Below are 14,158 nucleotides of genomic sequence, written 5' to 3' on the forward strand. Positions count from 1 at the left end.
AAGCGGGCAGGGCAGGGCAGGAAGGGGCATGAGTCCTTTCACCTCGCATATGGATGCCGCCCTGGACGAAGCGCGCAAGGCCGCGGCGCGGGGTGAAGTGCCGGTGGGTGCGGTGCTGGTCGGACCAGATGGCACCATCGTGGCGCGGGACGGAAATCGGACGCGCGAGCTGAACGACCCAACCGCCCATGCCGAGATCCTGGTAATCCGCGCAGGTTGTGCTGCGGCGGGCAGTGAACGGCTTCCGGGCCATGACCTCTATGTCACCCTGGAACCCTGCCCGATGTGCGCCACGGCGATCTCCTCTGCGCGCATCCGGCGGCTGTATTACGGTGCTGCCGACCCGAAATCAGGCGGCGTGGCGCAGGGGCCGCGGGTGTTTTCCCATCCGCAATGCCACCACGTGCCCGAGGTTCTGGACGGGTTTCAGGCCGATGAGGCCGAGGCGCTGCTGAAGACCTTCTTTGCCGCGAAACGGTGATGCCCTTGCGCCAGCTTCAGTAATCAGGTTGATCGTGTGTCATTGGCTCAAGACCCTTGCCCGGACCCCAGGCACGGTTTGCCGATGGATTGATTGCGCCCTATCGTGGCAGGGCATCGCGACGCCCGCGCCACTTGCGCAATTTGAATACAGGAGCGTGACATGGATTTTGAAACGACCACGGCGGAGGATTTCGGCGCGTCCCTGACCGGGCTGGGGATCAATATACTGACGCGGGATGTGCGCGCGCTGTCCGCGTTCCTGGTCGAGGTCTTTGAGATGACAGCGCACCGGATAAGCGACGATTTCGCCATCATGACCTATGGCGGGCAGGTGTTCCAGTTGCACGGCGACCATACCTATCACAGCCACCCCCTGCCGTCGCTTCTGCCCGAGGCAGGCGCGCGCGGGGCAGGGATCGAATTGCGGCTTTATGGCACCGACCCTGACGACGCGGCGGTGCGCGCCAAGGCGTTTGGCGCGACGGTTTTGCAGGCACCAGAAAACAAGCCGCACGGGCTACGCGAATGCGTGATCCTTAGTGACGAAGGCTATGCCTGGCTGCCCAGTCGCGCCTTGAGCGACGAAGAGGCGGCGGCGGTCGGCTGACGCGCCCTACCCGTGCGGCGCCGGGCCTCCAGGGCACAGTGAGTAGTCCATCCAATGTCGGCTTTGCGGACAGAGCCGTATTTTGCGTGCAAAGAAGATGCGAGTGCAGAAAACCTTCGCACGCGCTGCGCCCGGTGTTCGGCAACGCGGCAGTTTTCCCCAGCCTGGCCAATCACGTCGTCGAACTCAGATGATTCCAAACAGCTTTTTTGCAACGATGGCCAACTTCACACTCCAATCGGTCTTTCTGAAGCGTCATAAGGTCCCGTTTTTGCTAATTTCCGTGGCGATCTCGTAGGAGATTCTTTTGCACCTTGCCCATCGTATTGCGAGGGAGCGCATCCGTGGTTTGGTACTCACGAGGATGTTTGAAGCGGGCAAGCTTGGTCTCGACTGTGGCGACAATTGCATCCGTGGACAGAGCAGGATCTTCCAACACAATCGAGGCAACCACGCTTTCGCCAAAGTCAGGATGCGGAACACCATAAACGGCGCTTTCCAATACGCCGGGGACGTCGTTGATCACGTCCTCAATCTCTTTCGGATAGATGTTATAGCCGCCTGCGATGATGAGATCTTTCTGACGCCCAACGATCGAGACACGGCCATCTTCGGCCATTGTCCCAAGGTCGCCCGTGATGAAAAACCCGTCGTCACGCAATTCTTCCGCCGTCTTGTCGGGCATCTGCCAATAGCCCTGAAACACGTTGTCGCCACGCACTTCAATGACGCCAATTTCACCTGTCGCACAGGTTTCTCCGGTTGCCGTATCGGTGATCTTCACCTCGGTGCCGGGCAGGGCGTATCCGACCGATCCTGCAATCCGGTCGCCGTCATACGGATTGGATGTGATCATGTTGGTCTCGGTCATGCCGTACCGTTCCAAGATGCGATGGCCGGTGCGGTCTTCAAACGCGACATGTGTTTCGGCAAGCAACGGTGCAGAGCCCGATATGAAAAGACGCATGTTCGCGACGGTGGGTTTGCTAAAGCGTTCGTCGGACAGCAGGCGCGTATAGAATGTCGGCACACCCATCATCAAGGATGCGGTGGGCAATGCGCCCAGAACCGTATCAAGGTCAAACTTCTCCATGAACCGAACCGACGCGCCCGATAAAAGCGCGGTGTTCATCGCCACGAAAAGACCATGTGTATGAAAGATCGGAAGGGCATGTATCAACCGATCATCATCTGAGATTTGCCAAAGTTCCGTCAGGACTTCGGCATTGGACAAAAGGTTTCGATGGCTCAGCATCGCGCCTTTTGAGCGACCGGTCGTGCCTGAAGTGTAAAGCAAAGACGCAAGATCGTCTGGGTCCCGCTGCACAGTTTCAAATGCCTCGGGCAATGCGTTTGCAGTCACCGACAGGCTTCCGTTTGAACCGCAAAGAGTGTGGACCTTGGCCCCGACCTTTGATGCGATGGCATTGATCGCACTTTCGTCTTTGGCGTCACATACAATCAATTTGGGTTGTGCATCCGATACGAAATATTCCAGCTCGGCCTCAGTATACGCCGTATTCAAGGGTAAATAGACCGCGCCCGCCTGCACAGATCCGGCATAAAGCGCAATTGTATCTGCGAGTTTAGGGGCTTGCACAACCACTCGGTCGCCGGGCGTCACACCCGCTGCGACAAGAACATGGGCCATCTGCGCGGCGCGGCGTACAAAGGCGTCATATCTCAGCTGTGAGCCATCGTCGCATTCAAGGAATGTCGCGCTATTGCCAGCGTGCGGAGCGATCAACGCATCATAAAGCGGGTTTGTCATGTCTTCATGCCTTTTGGGATGCCACGATCGGCGCTGTTGAAAGTGCCGCGACGGTCGGTGAAGCGGCAACGATACCATTCAGAACGAAGTCTTCGTGCTGGCGTTCGGTTTGTGACAGATCATAGAGATAGTTGACCATCATGCCGCTTGACTGCATTTGTCCATTTTCCGACGTGTCCGCTTGGGTATGCAGGTCAAATACCTCGGCTCCGTTCCCAAGATGAAACCGTGCCACCGGATCAAGCGGCGTACCATCGGCGCGTTTTGCCAACAACAAATAGCGGGCGGCCAGGGCCTTGCAGTCGTCATCCGTGGCCGCGCCGCCTAGCATCGCGGTCGCCGCTTGTCCGATCTCTTCGTCCTTGGTCTGTTGTTCGAGCCATGCGTTCAATCCCGGAATGGGCGACAGCGTGACAGAAGTCTCAAGCGTTGGGACTTCTAGTGCCAGCTCTGTGACCACTTGCTTGATAAGCAAGTTGCCAAAGCTGATATTGCGAAGCCCTTTTTGGCAGTTCGAAATCGAATAGAACACGGCGACGTTTGCTTGTTCAGCATCGATGGGCGTTCGTCCTTCAGAAAGCAGCTTGTCAACCGATCCCGGAACGCCCTCGGTCAAAGCAACCTCGACAAAAATCAGCGGCTCGTCAGGCATGGCCGGGTGAAAGAACGCAAAACAGCGGCGGTCGGGGGGATAGAGTCTGCGCCGCAGGTCATCCCAATCATTGATCTGGTGGACGGCTTCATAGGCGACAATCTTGTCGAGAATCCGCGCCGGGGTATCCCAGCTGATTTGTTTCAAGACCAGAAAGCCCCGGTTGAACCAGCTTCGCAGCAAGTGGACGAAATCCAGATCAGTTCGCCTTAGCGCAGGCTGATCTTTCAAAAAGCGCAGCAAGTCGACGCGCATCGACACCAAGGTGGGCGTCGCCCCCGTGGGTTGGTTGAGCCGCCGTAACAATTCTTGCCGCCGTGGCTCGGATGCTTGGCTCAGGGTGCTGAAATGCTCGACACTTGGATCCTGTGCGTATTGGCGGGCAAGCGTCGCTACCTGGGCTGCGTCAATGTCAAGTTCGTCATTGAGGTATTCAAAGAACGCGCGCTTTCCAGCGTCGTCCAGGTCGCCATAGCGTTCCAGCACAGTTGCAGCGAGCCGATATCCCGACACTTCACCTTCGGCCGACAAAAGCGCCTCGCACAGATCGACGATGCTACGGTCATCCTGCTTGCCACGCATCTGATTTGGCCGGTCGAACAGATGCGCCAGCAGGTCACCTAAGAAACGATTGCGCTTCATCTTATGTGTCCATCTGGCTGCTCAGATACTCGCCTGTCCGTCGATAATGGCTCAGCAGCAATTCGCAGGCGCTGTCGGTATTTTTGCCAATGGCGGCGTTCATGATTTCTTGGTGTTCGGTTTCAATTGACCGTTTCTGATAGCTTTCGCCGCCCGCAGCGAGGTATCGATAGCGGATGTTCAGGTCGTAAAGTTGCGAACAATACCCCTCTAGCATCGGCAGTCCCGACTGATCCAACAGCGCCATATGAAATGCTTTGTGGGCGGCCTCAAACACAGCGACGTCGTGTCCTCTGGCCTTGTTCATGTGGTAGTGTTTGAGGATAAGGCGCTCTTCCCAAGGCGCATCTGCATTGGCGATCGAGGCACGCAGCGCCATGTCTTCAAGCGTGCAACGCAGCATGAGGATTTCTTCAAAGTTCTCTTTGCTGACCGGTGCTGCGCGAAAACCGCGCTGATCAATCCGTTCGACAAGTTTGTCTGACGTCAAAAGGCTTAGCGCCTCGCGCACAGGGCTTGAACCCAATTCCAGCAGGCGGCGCAGTTGTTCAATCTTCAGCTTGAAACCGGGCTCAATCTCGCCGGTCAGGATCATCTCACGCAGCTTGAGATAAGCCCCGCGCGTGGCCGAAGATTCCTTGGTCGCCGTCTCTGTCGCCATATTCACTTGGCTTCTCCTATTGCTGTTCGCGAATGCCCATTAGCTGAGCGTCGCGCCACCTGTCGAGAGGTTGGCTGACACGCTGACCGATCCTTCATTGATCATCCAACGCCGCAAAATATAGGTGCGCGCACCGCTTCCATGCATCGGGTCCGCTTCGGCAAGGGCGCGTGCGGCCTCAAGGCTGTCAGCGCGGTAGATGATCAACCCCATGCCTTGCATATGTTCGCCCGTTTCGTCCGACATCGGGCCCGCAAACGCCAGCTTCCCTTCGCGTTCCAGCTTCGCCTGGTAGGCCAGGTGATCAGGCAGCGACGCCTTCACATCTTCCGGTGCTTTCGCAGGCGTGCTGTGCGCCACATAAAGCTCAAACGCCAGTGCACCTCGAGTTTTCGCCTCTGCCTTGTAATCCGCCCAAGCAACCATCGCGCCCTCCAAAAATATCGATATTATTTGACATCTGATAATATTGTAGGCAGAAATTAGGGGAACTGACAAGGATTGCATTCATGAAATACATGGTGGGCGAGACATCAACCGGGACAGCGGTCTTTGCCATAAATGGCGAGAAAGCCGTTAATATTACGGCTCTTGATCCTGGAATTGGCAGCGATTTGGCTGTGCTTGCTGGCCAGGGCGATCGCATCGAATCTCTTTCTGATCAGCTTGGCGCAGCGCCGACTGTGCCTGTTGATTCGATCACACCTGCGCTGCCCGTCGCGAACCCGGGGGCGATTATTTGCGTCGGTCTGAACTACACTGATCACATCAAAGAGGGCGGCTATGACATCCCGGATTACCCGGCATTGTTCATGCGCTCGAAGGCCTCGATCATGGCGGCTGGGAAGCCCATGGTGCGCCCCACATGCTCGGAACGTTTGGACTATGAAGCCGAATTGATGCTGATTGTAGGCAAAGGCGGCCGCCACATCTCGGAAGCGGACGCGCTGGATCATGTGTTTGGTTACACCGTCTTCAATGACGGCTCCGTGCGCGACTATCAACGCAAGACGCACCAATGGACACCGGGCAAGAATTTTGACGACACCGGCGCGATTGGCCCAATTGTCGTGACCCCCGATGAGGTGCCAGAAGGCGCAGCTGGCCTTAATATCGAAAGCCGCGTCGGCGATGAGATTTTGCAAAGCTCGAACACCGCAAACATGATTTGGGGCGTTCGCAAGATCATCGCAATCGTATCTGAATACACCACTCTGGCCCCCGGCGATCTGATTGCACTTGGCACACCGCCGGGCGTTGGGCACGCAAAGAAACCTAACCCGCGTTGGTTGGTGCCGGGTGAAACCGTCGAGATCGAAATCGAAGGGATCGGCATTTGCGCCAGCCCTATCGTGGACGAAAAAAACCACGCGTCGGAGGCTGCTGAATGAACGCGCCAACCGGACAGGAGCTTGCGGGTCTGCGCGCCAAGGCACAGGAAGATCACCGCGCATTGCGCGGACGGTTGAATCGGCTATCCGACGATGCCATCGATCTGATCTTGCGGGGTGCTCGGTCGCATTATGCCTGGACGGACAAGCCGATCCCTGACGGATTGCTTGAAGAGATCTATGACATCACGATCAATGGCGCGACCAGCATGAACACATTGCCCGCCCGTTTCGTTTTCGTAAACACTCCAGAAGGCAAAGCGCGGTTGGCGAAGTCGCTAAAGCCCAAGAACGTCGAGAAAATGATGGGGGCACCCGTAACGGCAATTATCGCATATGACACGGATTTTTGGCACGAGCTGCCGTTCCTGTTTCCGCATGAGGACCGTCGTCACTTGTTTGATGGCAAACCGGAGTATTGCGAAGACACAGCTTTTCGCAACGGCACGCTTCAAGGAGCGTACTTCATGATCGCGGCACGCGCTGTTGGGCTGGATGTCGGGGCCATGTCAGGCTTTTCCAACAAGATTGTCGACGAAGAGTTCTTTGCCGGCACCACTCTGAAGTCGAATTTCCTGTGCAACATTGGTTACGCCGATGAGACCGCGCTGTTTCAGAAACTGCCGCGTTTCGCATTCGACAAAGTTTGCACATTCGCCTGAAGGAGGCCCCACATTGGCCGTCAAAATGAAAACTGTTGTGACCTATCGCGCCAAGGCAGAATGCCCGACCCATGCGCGTACGGAAATTCCAGTACGCGATCTGATTGTCGTGATTGACGAACCATTGGAACGTGGTGGGACTAATTGGGGTCCCTCTCCGACGGAAGCGGCAATGACGGCACTGATCGCCTGTACGAATGTCATCGGCCACAAATGTGCCAAAAAGCTTGGTGTGGATCTTGGCAGCACAAGAATTGACGCCAACTGCAAATTTGATCGGCGCGGTGTTCTCTTGGAGGAAGAGATCGACGTGCCGTTCCCTGAAATCTCACTCACGGTGAACTGCGACACCCCGGCCAGTCAGGCTGACCTGGCACGGGTTGGGGTGGAAACAGCGAAATACTGCGCAATCGCAAAGCTGTTTGAAGCAGCAGGCACAGATCTGACCGTGAATTGGGTGAAGACGAACACGTAAAACAACAGGGCGAAAGCCCATATCTCTGGGAGGAAGAAAATGTTGAATTGGACGAAGAAAGCAGTGGCGGGGGCCGCACTTGCGACAATGACGGCTCTACCAGTAGCCGCACAAGAGACTGTTTCGGCTGTTGTCATTGATGGCTATCCTGACCGAGCGCTTTGGGTGAAGGAGTTCACGAATTTCTTTATCCCACAAGTCGATAGCCGCCTTGCAGCAGCTGGCAACTATCAAATGAGTTGGCAGGAAAACTATGGTGGCTCAATTGTGAAACCCAAAGGCGTGCTGGAAGGCGTGCAGTTGGGTCTTGGTGACATCGGCATCGTGACAACCATTTTCCACTCATCGAAGCTGCCAAGCCAGGGCATCTCGGGATCCACGCCGTTTGTGTCTTCGGATGCCCGCGCTGTGGCGAAAGCGGTCGACGAGATTGCGCGCGAATACCCTGCCATGCAAAACGAATTTGCGGCTCAGAACCAAGTTTATCTCGCGACGGGCGTCGTGTTGGACACGTATCAGGTGTTCTGTTCGCAGCCGGTCGCATCGGTTGCGGATCTCGAAGGGCGCAAGATCGCGGGTGCGGGTTTGAACCTGCGCTATCTGGAAGGTATCAAAGATGCCGCTGGCGTTCGTGGTGGTCTGACAGATTTCTACAACATGCTGCAGACGGGCTTGGCCGATTGCGCGATGCTGTGGCCCGAGGCGGCGGTCACGTTCAAGATTGCGGAAGTCGGACCCTACATGCTGCAAGCAGACCTTGGTGCCGTGAACTCGAAAACCGTTACCGTAAATGCGGATTATTGGGCAAAGCTGCCTGACGAGGTGAAAGCCACCCTTCAGGATGTCGCAATTGAATACCGCGACCACCTTGCCGGTATCGCAATGGACCGCGCAGCTGCTGCACACGCAGCCTATACCGAAGCCGGCGGAACAATCGTTGAGGTCTCGGCTGATGATCGCGCCGCATGGGCCAACGCGATGCCAAACATCGCGTCGGAATGGGCAGCAACGCTGAACGGCAATGGCGAACAAGGTACCGACATGCTGGCCGCTTATCTTGGCAAGCTTGAAAGTGCAGGCTTCGTCGGTGTCCGTGACTGGACCGCAGAGTAACCGATTGGCAACCCCAGAAAGGGTCATCCGATGTTAACTTCGGCTATCGCTGGCCTGTCTAGGGTCGCCAACACCTTTGCTATCGCTGCCAACGCCATGGGTACGCTTGTCGTGCTGGCGTTGGTGGTCGTCCTTAACGTCGACGTGATTGCACGAGGCGTATTCTCGGCCCCCATCAAGGGCACGTACGAGATGGTCCAGTTCTCGGTCGTCCTTATCGTTTTTCTACAACTTGCCGATGTTGTTCGGGTCGACCGTTTGACCCGATCAGACGGCTTTCTCAATCTGCTTCATAACCGTCATCCACGGCTGACGGCGAACATGAGACGCATCATCAACGCGTTGTCTGCGATTTTCATGGGGCTGATCGCCTACATCACTTTCCCGGAATTCCTGCACATGTGGGACACGCAGGATTATTTTGGAGTGCCCGGACTGTTTACTTTGCCCTGGTGGCCCGTGAAGTTGGTCATTTCAATCGGCACGGCACTGTCCTGCCTGATTTTCATCCTAAAAGTTATCACTGCGCAGGATCGCCCCCAGCTGATCCGCGCGCCCGAACATGACGAGCCGTCCAAATGAGCCCGATTGAGATTGGCCTCATCTCGGTCATTGCAATTGTCTTTCTGATCTATGCAGGCGTCTACATTCCGATCGCCTTGGGCATGGTGTCCTTCGTGTCGATCTGGTTGATGCGGGACAATTTCACACTTGCTTTGAACCTGCTGAAAATCGCGGTCGGCGACAGCGCGATGGAATACAGCTTTGCCACCATACCGCTCTTTACCTTTATGGGGCTCATAGTCTCCAAAGCCGGACTTGGCCGAGACATATACGAAGTCATGACCATGCGGTTTCGCAAAGTGAAAGGCGGCATCGGCATGGCAACCGTCGGGGCGAATGCGGTCTTTGCGGCGGTCACCGGGTCGTCGATCGCGTCTGCGTCAGTATTCACCAAGGTGTCGGTGCCACAGATGTTGGCCCAAGACTACAACCCGCGCTTTGCTGTTGGCGTCGTTGCCGGGTCGTCCGTGTTGGGCATGATCATTCCGCCCTCGGCGATGCTGATCATCTACTCGTTTGTATCAGAGCAGTCGGTTGGGGATATGTTCCTTGCCGGCGTCATTCCGGGTATCATGCTGGCCATCGCCTATGTGGGCGCGATTTGGTTTATGGGGCGCTACACCCCGAATTTTGTTGGCGGCCGCGTTGTCCAAGATACGGAATGGATGTCCGGGCGTGAAATCGCATCGAAAACACTGCCGACCCTGGGTCTGATCACGATTGTTCTGGGTGGGATCTATACCGGCTGGCTGACGGCGGTCGAAGCTGGCGCAACAGGTGCGCTTGTTGCGCTGATCATTGCCGCTGTGCGCAAATCAATGACGGCCAGATCGTTCTGGGAGGCCTTGCTTGAAACCGGTCACATCACTGCGGCGATCTTGTTTTTGATCACCGCCGCGTCGATCTACAGCCGGATGCTGGGTCTGGCTGGCTTGCCGAACCAACTCCAGGATCTGCTGGCAGGAAACGCCGCGTCGTTCTGGACAGTCATGTTGGTCTATGTGCTGCTGATGCTGTTTCTTGGCACCTTGCTGGATACGGCGTCAATCATCCTGATTGTCGTGCCTCTGTTTTTGCCGCTTGTCGAAGCGCTTGATCTGTCGCTGATTTGGTTCGGCATCATCACAGTCGTCGGCGCGGAAATCGGACTGTTAACACCACCACTTGGGATATCGTGTTTCGTGATCAAGTCGACGATCAACGATGACCGCATTTCGCTTAAAGACGTCTTCATGGGCGCATTGCCCTTCGCCTTTGTCATGCTCATCGTCCTGTTCATCCTGATCGCGTTCCCGGTCCTCAGCCTCGCCTTGATTTAAGGAGCTACATCATGCGCAACGTCACCAAAGATAACATCACCGACGTCTTTATGGGCTATCTGGCCGAGGACAGCGATCCGCGCGTGCGCGAGGTCATGGGCGCAATGGTAAAGCACCTGCACGCGTTCGCACGCGAAACCAACCTGACCCATGATGAGTGGCGCAAAGGCATCGAATTCCTTCAAGGTTGCGCAGCGGTCGAGTGCGAGGATCGGCACGAATTTGTTCTGGCTTCTGACGTGCTTGGCATGTCCTCGTTGGTCGACATGCTGAATTCCAGCCCAGAGGCCACGTCGTCGTCGGTGCTTGGACCATTCCATGTTTCTGGGGCACCGCCCCTTGCGTTTGGTGGCGATATGAAACGCCACTACGGGGGCCCCATTTTGTTGGCGGAAGGGACGATCAAAGACACCGATGGCAACCCAATTGCTGGGGCACAGCTGGATATCTGGCAGACCGCGCCAAACGGCAAATACGCAAGCCAAGACGAAGAGCAGGACACTTATTCGTTCCATGGTCTCATGACCGTGGGTGACGATGGGCGCTATGCGTTCACCACTGTTAAGCCGGTTGAATACACTGTTCCTGACGATGGCCCTGTTGGTGAGATTCTGCGTGCATGTGGTCGACATCCGTGGCGACCTTCCCACCTGCACTACATCGTCACAGCGCCTGGTTACCGATCGCTCGTCACCGAGATTTTCCCGGACGACGACCCTTATCTTGATCAGGATACGGTCTTCGGCGTCCGCGACGATCTGGTGATGACATATGTAGAAAAACCAGCTTCGGCATTCCCGGACGGCATGGAAATCTCGGGGTCTGTTGCTGAGACGTTTTTGCACGTTGAGTTTGACGTAACGCTGATGCCAGAAAAGTAACGGTCGCCTCCAGAACACTGAATCACAATGAAAACGGTGCGGGCAGGATCGAGTCGTTTTCATTTGGTTGGATGATTGCTGCACTTTGCTCGAGTGACTTTTAAGGCTGGGCCAGCACCCCTAACCTTGTTGCCGACCGAGCGAATTTAAGCTGCATGCACGCGAGACACAGATTTGGATGCGTCTGCATAGGGCTCAGAGCCGCCATTTGCCGCGTAGCGCCTGAAAGGCGACGGTCCTTTTTTCTGAAGGTCCTTACGTGCCAAAACTCGATTGCGAGCCGATCCTGCGGGGTGTTTCACGGCGGCTAGAGCTCGATCGGCGCCATCACTTCGGGTTCGATTACGTCCACCCTAGGCAGGCCTGCCTTCAGCACGTCCGCCGATTGCTCCAGCAGCGGGAAGGTCCGGTAGTGGCAGGGGATCACCGTCTTGAAGTCGAAATACCGCTTTGCCGCGTAGGCTGCGCGCGCCATGTTCATGGTGAAATGCCCACCCGCACACAGGATGCCGATGTCGGGCTTGTGGATGTCGCCCATCCATTCCATGTCTGCCATGATGTCAGTGTCACCGCTGGCATAGATCACGTGGCCGTCGCCCGCGATCATGAACCCGGCCTCGGCCCCAGTATAGAGCGGCCCTTCGTCTGTCGCGATGGATGACGAATGCACCGCGTTGACCATCGTTACCGCGACATCGCCCAGCATCACCGTGCCGCCCTTGTTGAAGCCGACGGTCTGGATGCCGTGCTCGGTTTCCCACCATTGCATCAGGTCATAGATGCCGACCGCGGGGATGCCCAGTTCGGCACAGATCGCGGGCGTGTCGGTGGCGTGGTCGCCGTGGCCGTGAGTGATCAGCACATGGGTGGCGCCGGCGATGGCCTCGACGCGGCGTGCTTCGTCGAACATCGGGTTGCCGACGACCCACGGGTCCAGCAGCAACACCTGGTCGCCGATTTCGATGCGGAAACTTGCGTGGCCCAGCCATGTGATCTTCATTGTCCGTCCTCCCAATGCTTTGCCCCAGCTTAGCGCGGATTTGCGTCCTGTCACGCCCTCTGGGTTGCGGGTTGCCCCTGCGGGCGCTAAACGGGCGGGCGAAACTCATCTCGGAGCGCTCCCCATGTCGATCGACATCGAAACCGCACGCAAAGTGGCCCATCTGGCCCGGATCAAGGTGGAGGAAGACCGTCTTCCTGCCCTGGCCCATGAATTCAATGACATCCTCGGCTTCATCGAACAGCTGAACGAGGTGGACGTAGAGGGCGTGGAGCCGATGACTTCGGTCACGCCGATGCGCCTGAAGCGCCGGGTTGATGAGGTGACGGATGGCAACCAGCAAGAGAAAGTTCTGAAAAACGCGCCCGATGCGCGCGAGGGCTTCTTTGCCGTGCCGAAGGTGGTGGAATAATGGCTGAGCTGAACAAACTGACGATTGCCGAGGCCCGCGACGGGCTGCGCAAGGGCGACGTGACCAGCGTCGAACTGACGGAGGCCTGCCTGGCCGAGATCGACGCCGCGGGCGTGCTGAACGCCTTCGTGCACAAAACACCCGAAATCGCTTTGGAACAGGCGAAAGCGGCTGACGCGCGCCTGAAGGGCGGCGAAGAGGCCCCGGCGATGTGCGGCATTCCGCTGGGCATCAAGGACCTGTTCTGCACCAAGGGCGTCGCCAGCCAGGCAGCCAGCGCCATTCTGGATGGCTTCAAACCGGAATACGAATCGACCATCACCCAGAACCTGTGGGATGCGGGCGCGGTCATGTTGGGCAAGCTCAACATGGATGAATTCGCGATGGGCTCGTCGAATGAAACCTCGACCTACGGCGACGTTGTAAACCCGTGGCGCCGGGGTAATGAAACGACGCCGCTGACGCCGGGCGGCAGCTCGGGCGGGTCCGCAAGCGCCGTGGCCGCCGATCTGTGCCTGGCCGCGACCGGCACCGACACCGGCGGCTCGATTCGCCAACCTGCGGCCTTCACCGGCATCACCGGGATCAAGCCGACCTATGGCCGGTGCTCGCGTTGGGGCGTGGTGGCGTTTGCCAGCTCGCTGGATCAGGCCGGGCCGATGACCAAATCCGTGCGCGACGCGGCGATCATGCTGGAAGCGATGTGCAGCCACGATGTGAAGGATTCGACCAGTGTCGATCTGCCGGTGCCGAACTTTGAGGCGATGCTGACCGGCGACATCAAAGGCAAGGTGATCGGTATTCCCAAGGAATACCACATGGAGGGGATCCCGGCCGAGATCGAGGCGCTGTGGGCCGAAGGCACCGCGATGCTGAAGGACGCAGGCGCGGAAATCCGCGATATCTCCCTGCCGCACACGAAATACGCGCTGCCGGCCTATTACGTGATTGCGCCCGCCGAAGCGTCGTCGAACCTGGCGCGCTATGACGGCGTGCGCTATGGCCACCGCGCCAAGCTGGGCAAGGGCGACGGCATCACCGAGATGTATGAAAAGACCCGCGCCGAAGGCTTCGGTGACGAGGTCCAGCGCCGCGTGATGATCGGCACCTACGTGCTGTCCGCGGGCTTTTACGACGCCTATTACAACCGTGCGCGCCGTGTGCGCAGCCTGATCAAGCGCGACTTTGAAACCGTGTTTGCCGATGGCATCGACGCGATCCTGACGCCGGCCACGCCGTCCTCGGCCTTCGGCCTGGGCGAAATGGCGGACGAGGATCCGGTCAAAATGTACCTCAACGACGTCTTTACGGTGACGGTGAACCTGGCGGGTCTGCCGGGGATCAGCGTTCCCGCCGGTCTGGACGCCCAGGGTCTTCCGCGGGGTCTGCAGCTGATCGGCCGTCCGTGGGAAGAGGGCGATCTGCTGAATTTCGCCCATGTTCTGGAAGATCGCGCAGGCTTTGTGGCGAAACCTGGTAAATGGTGGTAAACCCCGTCGCTGGGGAAGAATTTTTTGAGTGAGAG

The 14,158-nt window shown here is 57.5% G+C and carries 15 protein-coding genes and 1 pseudogene; 11 read left to right on the plus strand and 5 right to left on the minus strand.

Annotation, left to right across the window (positions count from 1 at the left end; all coding sequences use genetic code 11):
• Window positions 1–28: 28 nt before the first annotated feature.
• Together MN188_RS13965 and MN188_RS13970 are read left to right on the plus strand one after the other, a co-directional pair.
• Window positions 29–481, plus strand: a complete 453-nt coding sequence (locus MN188_RS13965) for a nucleoside deaminase (protein WP_242109805.1) — start codon at window positions 29–31, stop codon at window positions 479–481.
• A 162-nt stretch (window positions 482–643) separates the two neighbouring features.
• Complete coding sequence (locus tag MN188_RS13970) at window positions 644–1,090, plus strand: VOC family protein (protein WP_242109806.1); 447 nt, start codon at window positions 644–646, stop codon at window positions 1,088–1,090.
• Between the two features lie 274 nt (window positions 1,091–1,364).
• Here MN188_RS13970 and MN188_RS13975 read toward each other — a convergent pair whose 3' ends face one another.
• The 4 genes from MN188_RS13975 to MN188_RS13990 are packed head-to-tail and all read right to left on the minus strand — an operon-like array spanning window position 1,365 to window position 5,242.
• Complete coding sequence (locus MN188_RS13975; RefSeq protein ID WP_242109807.1) at window positions 1,365–2,861, minus strand: malonate--CoA ligase; 1,497 nt, start codon at window positions 2,859–2,861, stop codon at window positions 1,365–1,367.
• Between the two features lie 4 nt (window positions 2,862–2,865).
• Window positions 2,866–4,155, minus strand: a complete 1,290-nt coding sequence (locus MN188_RS13980; protein ID WP_242109808.1) for a malonyl-CoA decarboxylase domain-containing protein — start codon at window positions 4,153–4,155, stop codon at window positions 2,866–2,868.
• Between the two features lies 1 nt (window position 4,156).
• On the minus strand, window positions 4,157–4,816 hold the full coding sequence (locus tag MN188_RS13985; RefSeq protein ID WP_275116215.1) for a GntR family transcriptional regulator: 660 nt from the start codon (window positions 4,814–4,816) through the stop codon (window positions 4,157–4,159).
• A 39-nt stretch (window positions 4,817–4,855) separates the two neighbouring features.
• Entirely contained in the window at window positions 4,856–5,242 is a 387-nt protein-coding gene (locus MN188_RS13990) for a YciI family protein (RefSeq protein ID WP_242109810.1), read from the minus strand.
• 83 nt (window positions 5,243–5,325) lie between these two features.
• On the opposite strand from MN188_RS13990, the gene MN188_RS13995 reads away from it, so the two are divergent.
• From MN188_RS13995 to MN188_RS14025, 7 genes and pseudogenes are all read left to right on the plus strand, one after another.
• Window positions 5,326–6,207: a fumarylacetoacetate hydrolase family protein gene (locus MN188_RS13995; protein WP_242109811.1), complete on the plus strand. Its 882-nt coding sequence runs from the start codon at window positions 5,326–5,328 to the stop codon at window positions 6,205–6,207.
• Window positions 6,204–6,869, plus strand: coding sequence for a malonic semialdehyde reductase (locus MN188_RS14000; RefSeq protein WP_242109812.1), 666 nt, complete (start codon window positions 6,204–6,206; stop codon window positions 6,867–6,869). The genes MN188_RS13995 and MN188_RS14000 overlap by 4 nt, the downstream gene beginning before the upstream one ends.
• A gap of 25 nt (window positions 6,870–6,894) precedes the next feature.
• A complete protein-coding gene (locus tag MN188_RS14005; protein WP_242109813.1) occupies window positions 6,895–7,344 on the plus strand; it encodes an OsmC family protein in 450 nt (149 codons plus the stop codon).
• Between the two features lie 87 nt (window positions 7,345–7,431).
• A complete protein-coding gene (locus tag MN188_RS14010; protein WP_275116229.1) occupies window positions 7,432–8,457 on the plus strand; it encodes a C4-dicarboxylate TRAP transporter substrate-binding protein in 1,026 nt (341 codons plus the stop codon).
• 30 nt (window positions 8,458–8,487) lie between these two features.
• Window positions 8,488–9,039, plus strand: a complete 552-nt coding sequence (locus MN188_RS14015) for a TRAP transporter small permease subunit (RefSeq protein ID WP_242109815.1) — start codon at window positions 8,488–8,490, stop codon at window positions 9,037–9,039.
• An 83-nt stretch (window positions 9,040–9,122) separates the two neighbouring features.
• A pseudogene (locus MN188_RS14020) lies at window positions 9,123–10,274 on the plus strand (TRAP transporter large permease); the annotation flags it as partial.
• 77 nt (window positions 10,275–10,351) lie between these two features.
• The gene (locus MN188_RS14025; RefSeq protein ID WP_242109817.1) at window positions 10,352–11,221 is read left to right on the plus strand and encodes a dioxygenase family protein; all 870 of its coding nucleotides are present in this window, start codon (window positions 10,352–10,354) and stop codon (window positions 11,219–11,221) included.
• A 307-nt stretch (window positions 11,222–11,528) separates the two neighbouring features.
• Here MN188_RS14025 and MN188_RS14030 read toward each other — a convergent pair whose 3' ends face one another.
• Window positions 11,529–12,221, minus strand: coding sequence for a metal-dependent hydrolase (locus MN188_RS14030; protein ID WP_242109818.1), 693 nt, complete (start codon window positions 12,219–12,221; stop codon window positions 11,529–11,531).
• 124 nt (window positions 12,222–12,345) lie between these two features.
• Between MN188_RS14030 and gatC the strand changes: the two genes are divergently transcribed.
• Window positions 12,346–12,633: an Asp-tRNA(Asn)/Glu-tRNA(Gln) amidotransferase subunit GatC gene (gene gatC / locus MN188_RS14035; protein ID WP_242109819.1), complete on the plus strand. Its 288-nt coding sequence runs from the start codon at window positions 12,346–12,348 to the stop codon at window positions 12,631–12,633.
• The gene (gene gatA, locus MN188_RS14040; protein ID WP_242109820.1) at window positions 12,633–14,123 is read left to right on the plus strand and encodes an Asp-tRNA(Asn)/Glu-tRNA(Gln) amidotransferase subunit GatA; all 1,491 of its coding nucleotides are present in this window, start codon (window positions 12,633–12,635) and stop codon (window positions 14,121–14,123) included. The genes gatC and gatA overlap by 1 nt, the downstream gene beginning before the upstream one ends.
• Window positions 14,124–14,158 lie beyond the last annotated feature (35 nt).

Origin of the sequence: Aliiroseovarius subalbicans (assembly GCF_022678625.1) — a bacterium.
Classification (GTDB): domain Bacteria; phylum Pseudomonadota; class Alphaproteobacteria; order Rhodobacterales; family Rhodobacteraceae; genus Aliiroseovarius_A; species Aliiroseovarius_A subalbicans.